The 18,057-nt window shown below is 72.4% G+C and carries 11 protein-coding genes; 4 read left to right on the top strand and 7 right to left on the bottom strand.

All coding sequences use genetic code 11. The features are described from left to right. Positions 1-25 precede the first annotated feature (25 nt). On the bottom strand, positions 26-2,005 hold the full coding sequence (locus OG259_RS41610) for a sigma-70 family RNA polymerase sigma factor (protein WP_328947418.1): 1,980 nt from the start codon (positions 2,003-2,005) through the stop codon (positions 26-28). A gap of 197 nt (positions 2,006-2,202) precedes the next feature. Then, on the bottom strand, positions 2,203-2,526 hold the full coding sequence (locus tag OG259_RS41605; RefSeq protein WP_266903155.1) for a YciI family protein: 324 nt from the start codon (positions 2,524-2,526) through the stop codon (positions 2,203-2,205). A gap of 196 nt (positions 2,527-2,722) precedes the next feature. On the opposite strand from OG259_RS41605, the gene OG259_RS41600 reads away from it, so the two are divergent. Further along, positions 2,723-3,409, top strand: coding sequence for a DUF998 domain-containing protein (locus OG259_RS41600; protein ID WP_328947400.1), 687 nt, complete (start codon positions 2,723-2,725; stop codon positions 3,407-3,409). A 110-nt stretch (positions 3,410-3,519) separates the two neighbouring features. Here OG259_RS41600 and tpg read toward each other — a convergent pair whose 3' ends face one another. Further along, positions 3,520-4,077 carry a telomere-protecting terminal protein Tpg gene (tpg, locus tag OG259_RS41595; RefSeq protein ID WP_266903163.1) on the bottom strand — a complete coding sequence of 186 codons (558 nt, stop codon included), beginning with the start codon at positions 4,075-4,077 and terminating at the stop codon, positions 3,520-3,522. 6 nt (positions 4,078-4,083) lie between these two features. Next, on the bottom strand, positions 4,084-6,336 hold the full coding sequence (tap, locus tag OG259_RS41590) for a telomere-associated protein Tap (protein ID WP_328947399.1): 2,253 nt from the start codon (positions 6,334-6,336) through the stop codon (positions 4,084-4,086). A 283-nt stretch (positions 6,337-6,619) separates the two neighbouring features. On the opposite strand from tap, the gene OG259_RS41585 reads away from it, so the two are divergent. After that, on the top strand, positions 6,620-7,789 hold the full coding sequence (locus tag OG259_RS41585; protein WP_328947398.1) for an IS701 family transposase: 1,170 nt from the start codon (positions 6,620-6,622) through the stop codon (positions 7,787-7,789). 74 nt (positions 7,790-7,863) lie between these two features. After that, positions 7,864-8,691 (top strand): AfsR/SARP family transcriptional regulator, encoded by an 828-nt coding sequence (locus tag OG259_RS41580; protein ID WP_328947397.1) that lies wholly within the window; start codon positions 7,864-7,866, stop codon positions 8,689-8,691. A 23-nt stretch (positions 8,692-8,714) separates the two neighbouring features. Here the strand turns inward: OG259_RS41580 and OG259_RS41575 are convergent, their stop codons facing one another. Next, complete coding sequence (locus OG259_RS41575; protein ID WP_328947396.1) at positions 8,715-9,380, bottom strand: ScbR family autoregulator-binding transcription factor; 666 nt, start codon at positions 9,378-9,380, stop codon at positions 8,715-8,717. 117 nt (positions 9,381-9,497) lie between these two features. Here OG259_RS41575 and OG259_RS41570 point away from each other — a divergent pair, with 117 nt between their 5' ends. Further along, positions 9,498-10,406: a ScbA/BarX family gamma-butyrolactone biosynthesis protein gene (locus tag OG259_RS41570; protein WP_328947395.1), complete on the top strand. Its 909-nt coding sequence runs from the start codon at positions 9,498-9,500 to the stop codon at positions 10,404-10,406. 71 nt (positions 10,407-10,477) lie between these two features. Here OG259_RS41570 and OG259_RS41565 read toward each other — a convergent pair whose 3' ends face one another. Together OG259_RS41565 and OG259_RS41560 are read right to left on the bottom strand one after the other, a co-directional pair. Next, entirely contained in the window at positions 10,478-11,248 is a 771-nt protein-coding gene (locus tag OG259_RS41565) for an SDR family NAD(P)-dependent oxidoreductase (protein WP_328947394.1), read from the bottom strand. A gap of 168 nt (positions 11,249-11,416) precedes the next feature. Further along, entirely contained in the window at positions 11,417-17,839 is a 6,423-nt protein-coding gene (locus tag OG259_RS41560; protein WP_443052169.1) for a thioester reductase domain-containing protein, read from the bottom strand. Positions 17,840-18,057 lie beyond the last annotated feature (218 nt).

Raw genomic sequence — 18,057 nt, 5'->3', positions numbered from 1 at the left:
GAGTACGAGGTCGCGCAGAGCCGGTTCAGTGCGGTTCCGGTGGGGGCTTGAGCCGGCGGAGGGTGTAGCCGTGGTGTGTCGGGTCGAGGGATTTCGTCCGCTCCTTGAACAGGTACTCGGCCCGCTCGTAGGACAGGCGCCTGCGGCCTGTGTCCGGGCAGAGATCCGCGGGCTCGGGCGTCCGGGCAGGGCCGGGGCGTCGGTCGGAGAGGAAGACCGGGCCGCGGGTCCGGTCGGCCAGCAGCCGGGGCAGGAGACGGGCGGTTCCGGCGCGCCAGTTCACCCAGCCGCGGCTCGTGCGGGCCCGGCGGTCGTCCAGGTCCAGGTTCTCGATGTCGAGGGACAGGACGGCCTTCACTCCGGCCGCGGACTCGTGGAGGAGGCGCCACAGCGTCCGTTCGCGCAAGGGCAGGTCCGGGTGGCTCCACAGCTCGTCGAGTTGTTCCGCTGTCAGTGCCCGGGCGCGGGGGCGGGTCTCGGTGCGGCGGTCCAGCTGTGCCGCGAGGTCGTTCGCCGACGTCCAGGTGCTGAAGGAGCGGACGGCCGAGCGGTGGCGGTTCCAGGTGCTGGCCTCGGTGCCTCCCCAGGCCGTCGCGAACGTCTGCGCCACCTGGTCGGCCGTCAGGGCGGCCAGAGGGGTGTGTTCGCCGAGGGCGCGGCACAGGCGCCGGAGGGTCTGTCCGTACGAGTGGACGGTCGCGGCGTTCAGGGCGTCGCGGCTCAGGAAGTCGTGCGCGGCCTGTCCGAGGGTCGGGAGGGAGGGTCCGGTGACGGTGATCTGCTCCGCGCGCCGACGCAGGAAGGCGCGTTCGGAGGCGTTCCCGGTGAGTGCCACGGCCCGGAGGAACTCCAGCCGCGCTTCCTGGCGCCGGTCCAGGCGGAGGAGCAGATCTCCTCTGACGCTGGGCAGGAGGTGGTAGTCGCGCAGCGCGGGGTCGGTGGTCAGGGAGTCGACCAGGTCGAGGCCCGCCTGTGGTCCGTGCGCCATTCCGAGTGCGACCGCCCGGTTGAGCTGGACGATCGGTGTCGGCAGCAGCCGCGCCAGCGCCCCGTACAGGTCGGCGATCCGCGCCCAGTCGGTGTCCTCGGCGGTACGCGCCTGGGCGTGGGTCACGGCGATCGCCGCCTGCAGCAGGTACGGGCCGGGTGTTCCACCGGCTTCTCGGGCGCGCAGCATCGCGGTGAAGCCGCGGCGGATGAGGAGTTGGTCCCAGCGTCCCCGGTTCTGTTCGTGCAGTTGGACGGGCTCGCCGGACGGGCCGGTGCGTGCGGCCGAGCGCGAGGCCTGGATCTCCATCAGAGCGACGAGCGCGTGCACTTCGGCTTCCTGGGGTGCCGACTCGGCCAGCAGGCGGCCCAGTCGTAGTGCTTCGAGGCAGAGGCCGGGCCTCATCAGGTCGTCGCCGGAGGTCGCCGAGTACCCCTCGTTGAAGATCAGGTAGATGACCTCGAGGACGGACGAGAGGCGTTCGGCCAGCTCCGCTTCGTCCGGCAGGTCGAACGGTACGCGTTGCTCGGCCAGCGTCCGCTTGGCCGCGGCGATGCGTTGGGTGATCACCGTCCCGGTGACGAGGAAGGCCCGCGCGATCTCCTCGGCGGTCAGTCCGCCGAGCAGTCGGAGTGTCAGTGCGGCGCGGGCCTCGGTCGGTAGGACCGGGTGGCAGGAGAGGAGCATCAGTCGCAGGACGTCGTCCTGTTCGGGGGTCTCCCGCTCCTCGGTGTCCTGCTGCTGTTCGAGCTCGTGGGCGAGCTGCTGCTGTTTGCGCGTCAGGCGCTCGGAGCGCCGGATGTGGTCGACGGCGCGTCTTTTGGCGGTGGTCATCAGCCATGCCGCGGGGTTGTCCGGGATGCCGGAGCCGGGCCACTGTTCGAGCGCGGCGACGAGCGCGTCCTGGGCCAGTTCCTCGGCGAGTCCGACGTCGCGCACCATCCGGGTGAGCCCGGCGATGATCTTGGCCGATTCGAGTTTCCAGACCGCGTCAATGGTGCGATGGGCATCGAGCACAGGCACGATGACAGCACCTGCCCCGGCTCGCTCGCAAGCCGGGGCGGGTGCTGTCATCGCTGGTCGGAGCCGGGGGCCGGGGCTGGTGGCCGGCAGGTCGTCCGGGGGCCGGTGGTTACAGGGGGCGGCAGGTCCGGGTGTCGGCGGTTCAGGGGCCGGCAGGTCCTGGGGTTGGTCGGTTCAGGGGTGTCGGCGGTTCAGGGGCCGAAGACCTCCTGGACCACGCTCTCGCCGTCGCCGACGATCCTGCGGAAGCGGCGGGCCAGTTCGATCGCCTCCTCCTTGGACCGGACCTCGATCAGCGCGAAGCCGGCCACGGCTTCCTTGGCCTCGGCGAACGGTCCGTCCGTCACCGTGATCTCGTCGCCGGCGGAGCTCACCAGGATGCCGCCCGGCGCGAGGCCGCCGGTGGCCAGCAGCACACCGGCGGCCGTCAGCTCCTCGACGAACTTGCCCATCTCGGCGTACAGCTGCTCGTCGGGGGCGGTGTCGGAAGGCCTGGTCGTCATCAGGTAGCGCATGGGGTTCTCTCTTCTCGTCGTGCGGTGACTTCGTCGTGCGGTGACTTCGGTGCGGTGACCGTGCGGTGCGGTGGTCGCCGTCTGCCTACACGTCGAACGACCTCATGTGACAGGGAATGGGTTCCATTCCCTGTCACATCGCTGGATCGACGTGTCATCGAGAACCGAACACGACGCACCCCGGAGGACACCCGCCATGACCACCGTCGACCACCGCAGCACCCTTTCCGCCGCCGCTGCCACCGGCACCCCGGCCACCCGGGGCGCCACCCGCTCCCTGCTCACCTGTGCGGTCCTGGCGTCTCCGCTGTGGACGGTCGTCGCCCTGACCCAGGCCGCCACCCGGGACGGCTTCGACATCACCCGCCACCCGCTGAGCGCGCTGAGCAACGGCTCCCTCGGCTGGCTCCAGATCGCCAACTTCCTGGCCGTCGGTGCCCTGTTCGCCCTCGGGGCGACCGGCCTGCGCCGGGCCCTGCACGGCACTCCGGGGGGCACCTGGGCGCCGCGGCTGGTACGGGTCTCCGGCCTCGGCATGATCGCGGCGGGCGTGTTCGTCATGGACCCGGCCGACGGTTTCCCGGTCGGCACCCCTTACGGAATGCCCGCCGAACTCACCTGGCACAGCTACGCCCACTTCGCCGCCGGTTCGATCACCTTCCTCTCGATGATCGCCGCGTGCTACGTCCTGGCCCGTCACTTCAGCCGCGTCGGCAACCGTGGGTACGCCGTCCTCGCCCGCATCGGCGGCACCGCCCTCCTGCTCGGCAACGGCTGGTCGATGGGCGGCGGCACGGCGGGCACGCTGACCCTGGCCGTGGGCGTCATGACCGCGATGTTCTCGATCTCCCTGATCGCCGGCCACTACCGCCGAAGCCACTGAACGCCTTCCCCCGACAGCGCGCTCCCCGATACGGACGCCGACACCCGCGATACGTCAGCGAGCCCCGGACCGACTGGTCCGGGGCTCGCCGGTCGTGCGAAGTGCGGGGTCTACAGGTCGAATTCCAGGTGCTCGATGTCCGTGAAGCGGACTTCTTCCAGCGAGCCGGCTCGGCGGCCGCCGTCCTGGAAGTAGATCTCCTTGAGGCCTTCGGCCGCGATCTGCTGGAGCTCGGTGTCGGTGGCGCCGGCGTCCTGGGCCCGGAAGAGGCGTGCGGCGTACTGCGGGGGCAGGGCCACGGTCAGGTGGCGGATGCGGTCCTGGTCGGTCGAGCCGATCGGGGCGGTGTAGCCGAGCCGGGCCTGGGTGTCGATGATGATGCCGCCGGTGCTCGACGCCTTCTCCTTGGCCTTCGCCCGGATCTGCGGCTGCCACCGCTTCTTGACCTCGGCCTCCAGGCGGGCGGCGAGTTCCGCGCGGGGCTTCTTGATCTGGTCCTTCACGTACCGCTCGACGGTGCGCTGGGAGATCCGCAGCATCTGGGCGACCGCCTTGGTGCCCTTGAGCTGCTTGACCAGGTACCTCATCTGCGCGCCGGCGCTCTTGGGCGCCGGGCGGGTGAACGCCTTCTGCACCGCCTTTTCGAGGCCGTCCCCGAACATGCTCATCGGCTGCTACTCCCCGTTGTCGGCATCGGTGACGGTGCCGTCCTTGATGTACCGGGCGAGGTTGAGTTCCGGTGCGTCGAACCGCTCGCGGACCTCTTCGCCCCACAGGACGGTCTGGGTGCCCTCGTGCTTGACCAGGCCGGGGTTGATGCCGAGCTTGAAGCCGCCGGGCAGCGGCTTGCCCTCGCGGTAGGGCAGGAAGTCCAGCGGCGAGGTGCCGTCGGCGGCGTACACGACGCAGTCGGACAGGACCGCGATCGGGTAGTCGTCGGTGAAGGCGGCGTGCTTGACGATCTTGCGGTGCAGGTTGATCCGGGTGCGGGAGATGACCGCCGCGCGGATGTCCGGCCGCCAGGTGGGCCGGGCCAGGGCCCGCCACGGCTCGCCCGGCCGCCAGCCCTCCCCGCGGGGGCGCTCGCGCAGCTTGCCCAGGCCGCCCTTGACCGTCGCCTTGATCGCCGAGACGACGATCGCCAGTTCGGGGTCGCGGCTCTTGTGGCTGTCCATCGCCGTCAGGAAGTCCTCGGGCGGCAGGTCCGCGGCCACGCCGAGGTCGGCCATCGTGGCGAGGTAGGCGTCGCGGAGCCGGTTGTACCAGCCGTCCAGGTAGCGGCCGTTCTCGTGCCGTACGTACGCCTCGGTCGGCGCGACGTCGTAGCCGAGCTCCACCGCGTACGCCACGGTCGGCGTCGCGTACCAGGCCGGGCCCTGCGGGTGCTCGCCCTTCGGCGTGAACGGGCTCGGCAGCCGGCTGCCGTCCAGTCGCACCCACTTGTCCTTGGCGACCTTCACCCGGGAGAGGTCGACGTGGGAGAGGTCGACCAGCCACGAGCCGGGCAGCTTCGGGTCGAACACCGGCTCCTTGACGTGTGTCGGCGCGCCGGTGCCGACGATCAGGCCGTTGGCACCGGCGGCGAAGGCCATGTTCACGTCGATGCCGACCAGGTGCCGGCGGGTGCACTCGGCGTCCGTCATCGGCCGCGCCCAGTCGTACGCCTCCTCGAACAGCTTCTCCGCCGGGCCGCGGACGTGGAACCGCGGCAGGTCCGCCAGCAGCGGGTGGCCGTCGGGGGCCTCGCACGGCGCCGGGTCGACCGGGTCCTTGCCCAGGCTCCCGGGGTTGTGCTCGGAGTGGCGCTTGCCGTCGGCGTCGGGCTCGGAGGCGCGGGTCGGCGGGTGCAGCGCGGTCATCAGTTCCAGGCCCGTCACCGCGGTCGACCCGCGCGGTGTCATCACCCGTTCCGCGTACGTGCCGAGGAGTCGGGCGAGCTCCGCCGGGGCGAGGCCGGCGGCGTCGCCCCAGTGGCGGGTGTCGAGCGCGTCCCACGACGGGATGCACAGCTGGACGCAGGCCCGCTCCGAGCCGGTGGCGGGGCGGTAGATCCGCGCCCATGGGCCGAAGCCGCGCTTCGTCAGCTGCCAGTCCTGCCGGGTCAGCTGCTTGATGACCTTGTGGCCCTCCGGAATCCGTCCGGCGACCCGCTCCTGCTCGGTGAGGGTGGTCGGCAGGCCGTAGCGCTCCAGCGCGGCTTCGGTGAGCACGATCAGCGGGTCCGCGCTCCTGCCGGGCCCGGCGAGCTTCGGCTGCCCGAGCCTTCCCTCCGTCAGGGTCCACTCGACGAGGGCCGGCAGCGACTTCGCCGGTACGTCCAGGACCAGGCCACCGGTGCAGTACGCGAAGACCTGGCCGTCGGCGGCTACGTCGACCACGGCGAGCGGGCCGTTCGCGAAGCGCGGGTCGGCGTCGGTGGGGGTGCTCGCGGGGGATGCGGCCCGGGTGCCCGCCGGGGCGGGCTTCCTGGTGGGCGCGCGGCGCGTCGCCGACGCCGACGTCGGAGCCGGCGTCGGGCTCAGTGGCGGCCTGGTGGTCCGGGGCGGGGGCGGTGCGGTGGTTGCGGAGGTGGCTTGAGCGGCGGGTGGGACGGTGGCCGCAGCGGTGGCGGTGGTGTCCGCGGGCGGCTCGGGCAGCGGTGCCTCCGACGGCTCCTGCGGCTCGGGCAGTTCGGGCGCGGCCGCGTCTGCGGGGTAGAGCTTCGCGAGACCTTCGAGGAGACGCGCGTACGCGTCGCGCTCCGGCGGCCTCGGCTCGGTCCTGCCGGACTCCCAGTAGCTGACCGTGGCACGACGTACCTTCAGCGCCGTCGCGACCTCGTCGACCGTCAGCCCGTGGGCCCTGCGCAGCCGCTTGCGCTCTTCCGGCGACGGCAGCGTGGCGCGGGACGCGAGCAGTGCGTCGACCGCGTCGAACAACTCGGACATGCCATACCTCCTACCTGGCAACCTATCCCATGAACCGCACGCTTCGCGTGCTCATGGCGCGCATCGGTCGGGCATGTCGCGTACGAATCGCGTACGAATTCCCTTCCCGGCGCCTCCCCTTCGCGCACTCGCGGTTTGGTGCACACGGGAACCACACAACAAACCGGCTGTGTGGTTTCATTTACTTGCGGCTCGCCACACAGCTCCTCGCTCGGCGCGGCTCTCCTCCGGCGTGCCACGACCGACACACAGGACACCACGGTTTCGCAGGGAGTAACTGGACATGCACTCGCCCTCGATCGGTCCGACGTTCCACGAGACGCTCGCCGGGATACCCCTCGACCTGTTCGACTCCCTGCCGAGGAACGACCAGCGGCTGAAGGCCGGCGAGTACGTGGTGGGGCTGCTGGGCGCGCACGGGCGCAAGACCCTGCGCAACGTGGCCGACCAGTTGGGCGGGCAGGCGGCGCGCAAGCAGAGCGTCCACCACTTCATCAGCGCGTCCTCGTGGGAGTGGGAGCCCGTACGCCGCGGCCTCGCCCGCCGTACGGACGAACTGCTCGGGTCCCGGGCCGTGGTGGTGCGCCCCACCGTCGTGCCCAAGGCCGGCGGGCACTCGGTCGGCGTGGCGGAGTACTACGCGCCGCAGCTCGGACGGACCGTCACCGGGCAGCAGTCGTTCGGCGCCTGGCTGGCCTCGCCGGCCGCGGGCGTGCCGGTGAACTGGCAGCTCGTCCTGCCGGCCGACTGGATCGAGGACCGCTCCCGGCGGTTACGGGCCCACATCCCGGCGACCAGCCGGGCACTGAGTCCGGAGGAGAACGCGGGCGACGTCGCCCTGCGTGCCGCGCGCTCCCTCTCCGGGGCTCCCCTTCCCGTGGTCCTCGACGCGCCGGGACTCGATCCGCTGCGGATGGGGCGGCTCTTCGGGGAGGCCGGGATCCCGCTGATCCAGCGCGTCGAGCGGCGGCTCCGGCTGCGGGTGGACCCCTTGGTGTTGCCCGGCCACGGCGATCTGCCGCTCACCGCGGCGGGGCTCATCGGCTCGATGCGCCACCTCTGGCGGCCCCGTGCCCGGCTCGTCACGGGAGGCAGGGGCCTGTCCATGGCCGTTCCCGTGATGCTGCCGGGGGCACCCGCCGGCGGACCGCGGCTCCTGGTGGCCGAGTGGCCCGAATCCGACCTGTCCGCGGCGCGGTTGTGGCTGGCGGACGGCCGGATGCGCCACGGCCCCGTGCTGTCGCTGGCCGGGCTCGCGGAGGTCGTGGACCGCGACGACGGTCTGGTGGCCACGCGCGTGGGGCTGCGGGACTTCGCCGGACGGTCCTTCCAGGGCTGGCACCGTCACATCACGCTGGCCTCGGTGGCCCACCTCGCCTGCGTGCGGGCGGTCATCGGAGACGCCGTACCGCACCGAACGGCCATGAGGCCGCTGCTCCTCGGGGCCGGCTGAGCCGCCCTGCCTCGCCGGCAGCCGACCAGCCGTCCCGCACCACCCGAGACGTTCGCCCCGAAGGAGAGTGCGTCATGCGTTTCAACCTCATCGGACCGTTCCAGATCGTCGCCGACAGCGGTGCGGTCCTTCCGGTGGGTACCCCCAAGGTCTCCCAGATCCTGGCCGTACTCCTCACCCATGCCAACGACCTCGTGACGCCGGACACCTTCATCCAGGAGCTGTGGCAGCACAGCCCGCCGCGCTCGGCCCTCAACACGGTGCAGACCTATGTGCACCACGCGCGGAGACTGCTCACGGACGACGCCCGTCCGGACACCGAGCACTCCCTGCTGACCACGCGCTTCGGCGGGTACACGATGCACGTCGACGACGCCGCGATCGACATCAAGACCTTCGAACGGCTCGTCGCCCGGGGGAAGGACGAGCTCCGGGCGGGCCGGTACGAGGCTGCGGCCGACGCCCTCGGCATGGCGCTCGACCTGTGGCGCGGCCCCGTGCTGTCCAACGTGCCGACCGGCGATGTGCTCGCCGGCCGGATCGTCCATCTGGAGGAGTTGCGGATCAGGGCGCTCGAACTGCGGATCGAGGCCATGCGGCTGCTCGGGCGGCTTCGTGAACTCGTCCCCGAGCTGCGGACGCTCGTGCACGACTACCCGCTCAACGAGTGGTTCCACGGCCAGCTGATCGCCGCCCTGCACCAGGCGGGCCGGCGCGCCGAGGCGCTGGACGCCTACCAGAAGGTCCGGCGCATCCTGCGGGAGGAGCTGGGGCTCGAACCGTCGCCCGACATCCAGTGGTTGCACGAGAGGGTGCTCAGCCCGCCCCGGGGCCCGGCGGCACCCCCCGTCCCGCGCGGTGGTGTGGTGGTACCCCTGTGGGAGTCGACCCGCACGGGGTGAGCGCCGGTCGGCCCGGGAGGGCCTCAGCCGGCGCCGACGGCCTCGGACGTGGCGCGCCAGGCCGGCATGTCGTCGTAGAGGTGGGCGGCCCGGGCGGCCGAGATCTCCAGGCGGGGCAGGACGGCGGGGGTCGTGATCGCGTGCAGCAGGAGCTGGAGGAGCAGAGCGATCTCGGCGGCCAGGTCGTAGGTACCCGGAAGTCCCTCGGACACCACCCGGACGCCGGTCCAGGTGCTCACGATCATGCGGGCGATGTCCGCCTCGTCGATGTACGGAAGGACCTCTCCCCGGGCCTTGGCGTCCTTGAGGAATCCGGCGAGCAGCTCGGTCCAGTCCGGCCAGGCCGTGCCGAACTGCCGACGGGACTGGAGATCGACCGCCATCCGCAGCGCCGCGCTGAGCATCGGCTCGCGGGGTAGCCGGTAGGCCAGCAGCAGCAGGGTGTCGACCATCTCCTGGAGCTTGAGCTCCTGCGGGCGGACGCCGTCGGTGGTCACGGCGGCGGCGAGGACGCCGCGCGCCAGATCGCTCTTGGAGGGGAAGTGGAAGTACAGGGCTCCCTTGGTCACATCCGCCCGCTCCAGGATCTCGGCGATGGTCGTCGACTCGTAGCCGCGCTCGTCGAACATCTCGGCAGCGGCCTCCAGGATGATCCGCCGGGTACGGATCGCACGTTCCTGCTGCGCCACAGGCCACCTCTCAGTACTTGTGCTTTGAAACTGTTCCTTGAAAAGGACCGCTTAGCCGGTATCTTATCCCGTGTCGGAACCCGGCACCTCAATCTAGGCCTGACCCAGGGGGGGATCATGCCCAAAGCCCTGCTCTCCGATCGCCGACGACACACCAACGTCGTCCATCGGATCGCCGCGCCCGTCCGGAACGTTCCCAAGGAGTACGTGCATCTGCACGACGAGGACGCCGTCCTCCTCACGAAGTGGTCCTCATTGGGGTCGGACCGCTTCGCCGTGACCGCACACTGGCCCGAGGCCGGGGTCTACGGCGGCTCCGTGCCACTGCTGCTCGCCCAGACGGTCCGTCAGTGCGCCCTGCTCATAGGGCACGCGGAGTTATCGGTCCCGCTGTCGCACCAGACGCTCATGGAGCTGATGGACTTCAGCGTCTCCGGCGATTTTTACGATCCAAAAAACAAACCGGACAACCTGTTCATTCTGGTGACAGCCAAGCGCAACAATCCGCGCTCCCTGCGCATCGAGCAGTCGATCCTGTCCGAAGGACGGCTGGTCGTGGAGGCACGTCTCGACTACAGCGGGATCGCCCCCGCGGCCTACCGCAGGCTGCGCGGCGCGCACGCCGAGGTCGCCTGGGAAGACGTGACCTCACCCGCTCCGGTCCTCGCGCACACGGTCGGGCGCACCCATGAGCGCGAGGTCCTCCTCGCCCCGAGCGGCCTCCCGAACCGCTGGCAGCTGCGCACGGACGTGTCCAACCTCGCGCTGTACGACCACCGGGTCGACCACGTGCCCGGCCTGGTGCTGGTCGAGGCCGCCTACCAGGCCGCGCACGCGGTCACCGCACCGGACTGCCATCCCATCCGTGTGATGAGCACCTTCAACCGCTACGTCGAGTTCGACGCCCCGTTGTGGATCGACGCTTCCGTCGTCCCCGCACCCGACGAGGGTGTCCTGCACGTCGAGATCACCGGGGTGCAGAACGGCGGACGCGCCTTCTCCGTCTCCATGGACTGCGCACGGTAGCGATGCCGGCGTGCGGGGCGGTGCGGTCCGTGGACCGGCACCGCCCCTGTTCCTTACCGGCCCGGCCGCGCTCAGTGGTTGAGGTAGCCGCCGTCCACCGGCATGACGACACCGGTGACGTACGAGGACCTGTCGCTGAGCAGCCAGGCCGCGGCCTCGGCCACCTCCTCGGGTGCGGCGGTGCGCCGCTGGGAGGTGGCCGCCTCGACCGTCTGCTCCAGACCGGGGTTGCGCGCGAACCAGCCGACCGTGATCTCGCTGCGGGTCGGACCGGGTGCCACCGCGTTCACGCGGATGCCCTGCCTCGCGTACTCGTCGGCCGCGGCGCGGGTGAAGCCGACCACCGCGTGCTTGGACGCCACGTAAGGGGCGGCGGTGGCTATCGCCACCAGGCCGCCCACGCTGCTGTTGTTGACGATGGCGCCGCCGCCGCTCGCGAGCATCGCGCCGACCTCGGCGCGCAGGCAGTTCCACAGTCCCCGCACATTGGTGTCGAGGATGGTGTCGTAGACCTCGTCCCCCATCTCGTGGAGGGGGGCCTGGTCCCCGCCGATGCCCGCGTTGTTGAAAGCGCCGTCAAGCCTGCCGAAACGTTCCGTCGCGTGTGCGACCGCCCGCCGCGCGTCCTCGGCGCGCGTCACGTCGCACACCACCGACGAGGCTTCGAACCCCTTGGCCGTCAGCTCCGCCACGAAGGCGGTGAGCCTCTCCTCCCGGCGCGCGGCGAGGACCACCGACGCGCCTTCGCGGGCGAAGAGGTACGCGGCCGCCGCACCGATTCCGCTGCTCGCCCCCGTGACCAGAATGACCTTGTCCTGCAGTAACCCACCCGTATCGCTCATGGCGCCGATGCTGCCATCTGGCAGTCCGTCACCTGCCGTCTTCCCCCGAGGTAAAGGGAAGGTATGTCAGGTCAAGGGTGGGTCAAGAGGTCCGGGCCGGGGCACTTCGTCGGGCCCCGGCCCTGACCTCCCGTCATGTGCGCGTCGGATCCCGGCCCTGACGTCCCGTCACACGCGCGCCGGCTCGCGGTCCGGCACGGGCGGGAAGTGGCCCACCTCGACGAAGAAGTCGACGTACCGGGCGAAGAGCTCGGCGGTCAGCGGCGGGCAGTCGACGCCGGTCCCCGCGAGGGCCGCGAGGGTCTCCGAGGTGTCGATCGGCGGGTAGAAGCCGTCGGTGTCGGAGGTCATCATCTCGAAGGCGTGGAGCAGCGGGCGCAGCGCGTTGTCGCTGCTCGCGCCGACCTCCTCGTGCCAGCTCCGCCGGTCCCGCTCGTCCAGCGCGTACCCGTACGCCCGCAGGTTCTCCACGCACTGGGCGAGGCTGAGGGAGCTCTGGTTGAACAGGTGGAAGGTACGGCCGGCGGTGTCCCGCTGCCGGGAGAGGGTGGTGATGGCGGCGCTGACGTAGTCGACGGGCAGCAGGTGGAACCGGCCGCTGGTACCGGCGGGCACCGCCGCCGACTGCAGGATGCCCTTGAGGCTGAGCCAGACGAAGTCGCGGGTCTGGCAGGCGCCGGTCCGGGTGTCGCCGGAGATCACGTCGACGCGGTAGACGGAGACGGGCAGCCCCCGGTCGCGGGCGGTGCCGATGAGCTGCTCGGCGACCCACTTGCTCTGGAGGTAGCCGCTGGGCAGGGCCTCGGCGGGGCCGGTCGGGTCGGTCACCTTGAGCGGGACGCCCTCCTCCCGTACCCCGTCGAAGACGCCGACGGTGGACACGTAGTGGACGGGGACGGTGCGGTGACGGGCTGCCAGGCGCAGCACCTCCTCGGTGCCGCGGACGTTGGCGTCGCGCAGCGCCGTGTACGGGTGCAGCCAGTGGACCCGGGCGCCGTTGTGGTAGACGGCGTCCACCGTCCGCGCCAGGTCGTCGAAGTGCTCCTCCGTGAGGCCGAGCCGCTCCTCGGCCAGGTCGCCGAGGACGGGCGAGAGCCGGCTCTCGTCGACCTCGTCCCACAGCCGGTACCACTCCATGTTGGTCCGCAGCCGCTTCATCGCCTCGTCCTGGTCGGCGCCGCGGACCAGGCAGTGGATCGTCGCCGTGGTCGTCCGCATCAGGTCGCGCAGCAGGAACGCGCCGAGGAAGCCGGTGGCTCCGGTCAGCAGGATCGACCGCGGCTCCGCCGCCGACGTGACGACCTCGACCGCCGGGCGGATGTCGTCGGCGAGGCGCACCTCGACCGCGTAGTCCACGGCGGGGAGCGCCGGGGCGGCGTCCGCACCCGGCCCGCCGGCGAGCTGGCCTGAGACGAAGGCGGCGAGGGCGGCGGGCGTGGGGTGGTCGAAGACCAGCGTCGCGGGCAGCTTGGAGTCGACCAGGGCGCTCAGCCGGTTGCGGAGCTCGACCGAGGTCAGCGAGTCGAAGCCGAGTTTGGTCAGCGGCTGTCCGGGCTGGATGCCGGAGGTGTCGGCATGGCCGAGTACGGCCGCGCTGAGTTCGAGCACCGCGTCCAGGACGGCCTGTTCGCGCTCGGGCCCGTCGAGCCCGGCGACCAGGTCGGCGAGCGAGGCGGTCGCGGCCGCGCCCTCCCCGGCGGCGGCCCGGCGCAGCGGGGCGGGGGCGAGCCCGGTGAGGACCGCCGGGATGCGGCCGGGCTGTTCGCGCAGGACCGCGATGTCCAGCGGGGTCGCGACGACGGCCGGGTGTCCGAGGGCGATCGCCCGGTCGAGCAGCGCGGGCCCCTGGGCCTGGGGGACGGGGCGGAAGCCGCTGCGGGCGATGCGGCCGAGGTCGGTCTCGCTGAGGTGGCCGCTCATGCCGCCGGACTGCTCCCAGAGGCCCCAGGCGACCGAGGTGGCGGGCAGGGCGCGCGCGTGCCGGTGCTGGGCGAGGGCGTCGAGGAACTGGTTGGCGGCGGCGTAGTTGGACTGGCCGGGGCCGCCGACGACCGCGGCGATCGAGGAGAAGAGGACGAAGGCGGTGAGGTCCTTGTCCTGGGTGAGGCGGTGCAGGTTCCAGGCGGCGTCGACCTTGGGCCGCAGTACGGCGTGCAGCCGCTCGGGGGTGAGGGTGGTGAGGAGGCCGTCGTCCAGGATGCCGGCGGCGTGTACGACGCCGGTGAGCGGGAGGTCGGCGGGGATCGTGTCGAGGAGCTCGGCGAGCGCCGTGTGGTCGGCCGTGTCGCAGGCGGCGACGGTGACCCGGGCGCCCAGGGCGGTCAGTTCGGCCGACAGCTCCTTCGCACCGGCGGCGGCCGGGCCGCTGCGGCTGGTGAGCAGGAGGTGACGCACCCCGTGCGCGGTGACGAGGTGGCGGGCGAAGAGGGCGCCGAGGCTGCCGGTGCCGCCGGTGATCAGGACCGTGCCGTCGGGGTTCCAGGCCGGGGCGGTGCCGGGAGCGGGTACGACGGCCCTCGCGAGCCGGGGGACGTACACCTGTCCGGCGCGCAGGGCTGCCTGGGGTTCGCCGGAGACGGCGAGGGCCGTGACCAGGCCGGTGACGTGGCCGGTGTCCGGATCGGCATCGGGGTCGGCGTCGGGGTCGGCGTCGACGAGGACGATGCGGCCGGTGTGCTCGGACTGGGCCGAGCGGAGCAGGCCCCAGACGGCGGCGCCCGCCAGGTCGGTGACGTCCTCCCCGTCGGCGGTGGCGACCGCACCCGAGGTGACCACCACGAGCCGGGTCCCTTCAAGACGCTCGTCGGCCAACCACTCACCCACCAGGCCGAGTGCCTTCTCCGTCGTGGCGTGGACCGAACCGGGCAGCGAGCCCGCCGGTTCCGGCCGGACACGGAGGACGACGACGGGTACCTCCCGTCCGGCGGCGACGGCCGCGGCCACCTCGCCGGGGCTCGTGAAGTCGCCCTCGTCGCCGAGCGTGGCCGGACGGGTCTCCCCCGCCGGCCGCACGCCCAGCGGCGTCCAGCCCATGTGGAACAGCGCGTCGTCGTGCCGACCGGCGGCCGTCGCGAACGCGCCGTCGTCGACACCGCGCACCGCCGTCTCGGCGACGACGGCGACGGGCTGCCCCGACGGGTCGGCGAGTTCGACGCGCGCGCCGCCACCGGCCCCCGGGGCGATACGGACCCGGAGCGCGGTGGCGCCGGTCGCGTGCAGCCGTACGCCGCGCCAGTGCCCGGCGAGCGGAGCACCCTCCGGTACGGCGGGCAGGAGGGGCCGTACCGCCGCGTCGAGGAGCGCGGGGTGCAGGGTGAAGTCCTCGGCGCCGGTCGCCTGCTCGGGCAGCGCGACCTCGGCGAAGAGCTCGTCGCCACGGCGCCAGGCGGCGGTGAGGCCCTGGAACGCCGGGCCGTACGCGAGGCCCGCGTCGGCGAGACCGGCGTACAGCTCTTCGAGGGCGGTCTCCTCGGCGTCGGCGGGCGGCCACTCGACCGGCTCGAACCCGGGGCCCTGGGCGGTGACGCTCAACGTGCCGTGGGCGTGCGCGGTCCACGTCGCGTCGGGGTCGTCGGGGCGGCCGTGCACGGTGACCGGGCGGCGGCCGGTGGCGTCGGGGGCGCCCACGGCGACCTGGAGCTGGTGGGTGCCGCCCTTGCCGAGGACGAGCGGGGTGTCCAGGACGAGTTCGTCGAGGGTGGTCGCCCCCGACTCGTCCCCGGCCCGGACGACGAGCTCCACGAGCGCGGCGGGCGGCAGCACCACGGAACCGGAGACGGTGTGGTCGGCGAGCCACGGAAGGGTTCGGGGGGAGAAGGTGCTGGTGAACACGGTCCGGTCGGCGCCCGCGAGGACGACGGCGGCGCCGAGCAGCGGGTGGCCGGTCGACCGCATGCCGAGCCCGGCGGCGTCGGGGGCGACGGCCGCCGACTCCACCCAGTAGCGCTGGTGCTGGAAGGCGTACGTGGGCAGGGGGACCCGGCGGGCACCGGTGCCGGCGAAGAACCCCGCCCAGTCGACGGGGACGCCGTGCCGGTGGAGGCGGCCGAGCGCGCCGACGGCCGTGTCGGCCTCGGGCCGGTCGCGGCGCAGCAGGGCGACGGCGGAGGGGACGAGCTCGGCCGCGAGGGCGGACAGGACGCCGTCGGGGCCGAGTTCCAGGGTCGCGGTGACGCCCTGGGAGACCATCGTCTCGACGGCGTCGGCGAAGCGGACCGTACCGCGGACCTGGTCGGCCCAGTAGTCGGCCGAACGGAGCTCCTTGCCCGTCGCGACCTTGCCGGTGACCGTGGAGACCACCGCGATACGGGGAGCCTCGTACGTCAGCTGGGCGGCGACGGCCTTGAACTCGGCCAGCATCGGGTCCATGAGCGGAGAGTGGAAGGCGTGGCTCACCGTCAGGCGGCGTATGCGACCGCCCAGCTCCTCGACCTTGCGGCCGACTTCGAGAACGGCCGTCTCCTCGCCGGATACGACGACCGAGCGGGGACCGTTGACCGCCGCGATCGCGACCCGGCCCTCCAGAAGCCCGACGACCTCGGCCTCCGTCGCCTCCACGGCGACCATCGCACCACCACGCGGCAACGCCTGCATCAGACCGGCACGCGCCACCACCAGACGCACCGCGTCCTCAAGGGAGAACACGCCCGCCACGTGCGCGGCCGCGATCTCACCGATCGAATGCCCCGCCACGAAGTCCGGACGCACACCCCACGACTCCACCAGACGGAACAGTGCGACCTCGACCGCGAACAGCGCCGGCTGCGTCCAGCCCGTCTCGTCCAGGCCCTCGCCCGAGACGATCACCTCACGCAGAGAACCACCCACCGCCGCATCGAAAAGGCCGCAGACCTCGTCGAACGCCGCCGCGAACACCGGGAACGACGCGTACAGCTCCTGCGCCATTCCGGCACGCTGAGCCCCCTGACCCGTGAACAGGAAGCCCGTACGGCCCCCGGCCCGCTCACCGTGCACCAGGCCCGGAGCCGTCCCACCCTCGGCCAGCGCTCGCACCCCGGCGAGGAGCTCGCCACGGTCCCGGCCCGTCACCACCGCTCGGTGGTCCAGGGACGCCCGCCCCGTCGCCAGGGAGAAACCGATGTCCAGGGGGGAGTGGGTGGCGTCGGCCGAGACGTGGTCGTGGAAGCGGCGGGCCTGCTCGCGCAGGGCGTCCGGCGTCCGGCCCGACAGCAGCCAGGGAACCACGGGCAGTTCGGCCGTCTCGGCCTGCGCGGGTTCCTCCACGGGCGGCTGCTCGATGATCACGTGCGCGTTCGTGCCGCTGACGCCGAAGGCGGAGACGGCGGCCCTACGGGCGCGCTCGGTGGCCGGCCAGTCCCGGGCCTCGGTGAGCAGCTCGACGGCGCCGGAGTCCCAGTCCGCCATCGGCGTGGGGCTCTCCACGTGCAGGGTGCGGGGCAGCACGCCGTGTTCCATGGCCTGGATCATCTTGATGACGCCGCCGACACCGGCGGCGGCGACGGTGTGGCCGATGTTCGACTTGAGGGAGCCGAGGTAGAGCGGGCGGCCCTCCGGGCGGCCCTGGCCGTAGGTGGCGAGCAGGGCCTGTGCCTCGATCGGGTCGCCGAGCCGGGTCCCGGTGCCGTGCGCCTCGACGACGTCGACGTCCGCGGTGGTGAGGCCCGCGTCCGCGAGGGCCTGGCGGATGACCCGCTCCTGCGAGGGGCCGTTGGGGGCGGTCAGACCGTTCGACGCACCGTCCTGGTTGACGGCCGAGCCCCGGATGACGGCCAGGACCTGGTGGCCGTTGCGGCGGGCGTCGGACAGCTTCTCGACGAGGAGCATGCCGACGCCCTCCGACCACGAGGTGCCGTCCGCGTCGGCGGAGAAGGACTTGATCCGGCCGTCGGGCGCCAGGCCGCTCTGCCGGGAGAAGTCGACGAATCCGCCCGGCGTCGCGGTCACCGTGACACCGCCGGCCAGGGCCAGGTCGGACTCGCCGGAGCGCAGCGACTGGATCGCCAGGTGGAGGGCGACGAGCGAGGAGGAGCAGGCGGTGTCGACGGAGAGGGCGGGGCCTTCGAGACCGAGGCTGTAGGCGACCCGGCCGGAGGCGACGCTGCTGAGCTTGCTCGTCAGCAGATAGCCCTCGAACTCCTCGGGTCCGTCCAGGCCGAGGTAGCTCTGCTCGATGATGCCCGCGAAGACGCCCGTACGGCTTCCGCGCAGGGTGTCGGGGTCGATGCCCGCCTGCTCGAACGCCTCCCACGAGGTCTCCAGGAGGAGGCGCTGCTGCGGGTCCATGGCGAGGGCCTCGCGGGGCGAGATCCCGAAGAACCCGGCGTCGAAGAGGGCGGCGTCGTGCAGGAAGCCGGCCTTGCGGGTGTAGGAGGTGCCCGCGCGGCCCGGGTCGGGGTCGTAGAGGCGCTCCAGGTCCCAGCCGCGGTCGGTGGGGAAGTCGGTGATGGCGTCGGTGCCGGAGTCGACAAGTCGCCACAGGTCGTCGGGGGAGGCCACTCCTCCGGGGAAGCGGCAGGCCATGCCGACGACGGCGATCGGCTCGGAGTCGGCGGCCTCCAGTGCGGCGATCTTGCGATGCGCCTTCTGCAGGTCGACCGTGACCCGCTTCAGGTACTCGACCAGCTTCTCTTCGTTCGACGGGTTGGACATCGGGTTCGTGCTCTCCTCGGGCGAAGGCTGAGTGGCAGGGGGCCGGTCCGGCGGAAGGGGGCCGCCGGACCGGCTCTGGGACCCGTCCGCCGCCGGGGGCGACGGCGGAGCGGGCACTAGGTCATGCCGGGCATCGAAGGGCCGGGCATCGCGAGCCGGGCTTCGCGAGCCGGCATCGC

Origin of the sequence: Streptomyces sp. NBC_00250 (assembly GCF_036192275.1) — a bacterium.
Classification (GTDB): Bacteria; Actinomycetota; Actinomycetes; order Streptomycetales; family Streptomycetaceae; genus Streptomyces.
The sequence above is the reverse complement of the archived record's forward strand: the minus strand, read 5'-3'. Positions and strand labels throughout refer to the sequence as shown.

Excerpts from the sequence above, each read along its gene's own strand:
- OG259_RS41605 (WP_266903155.1), bottom strand. The coding sequence starts at position 2,526 with ATGCGCTACCTGATGACGACCAGGCCTTCCGACACCGCCCCCGACGAG.
- OG259_RS41600 (WP_328947400.1), top strand. The coding sequence starts at position 2,723 with ATGACCACCGTCGACCACCGCAGCACCCTTTCCGCCGCCGCTGCCACC.
- tpg (WP_266903163.1), bottom strand. The coding sequence starts at position 4,077 with ATGAGCATGTTCGGGGACGGCCTCGAAAAGGCGGTGCAGAAGGCGTTC.
- tap (WP_328947399.1), bottom strand. The coding sequence starts at position 6,336 with ATGTCCGAGTTGTTCGACGCGGTCGACGCACTGCTCGCGTCCCGCGCC.
- OG259_RS41585 (WP_328947398.1), top strand. The coding sequence starts at position 6,620 with ATGCACTCGCCCTCGATCGGTCCGACGTTCCACGAGACGCTCGCCGGG.
- OG259_RS41580 (WP_328947397.1), top strand. The coding sequence starts at position 7,864 with ATGCGTTTCAACCTCATCGGACCGTTCCAGATCGTCGCCGACAGCGGT.
- OG259_RS41570 (WP_328947395.1), top strand. The coding sequence starts at position 9,498 with ATGCCCAAAGCCCTGCTCTCCGATCGCCGACGACACACCAACGTCGTC.
- OG259_RS41565 (WP_328947394.1), bottom strand. The coding sequence starts at position 11,248 with ATGAGCGATACGGGTGGGTTACTGCAGGACAAGGTCATTCTGGTCACG.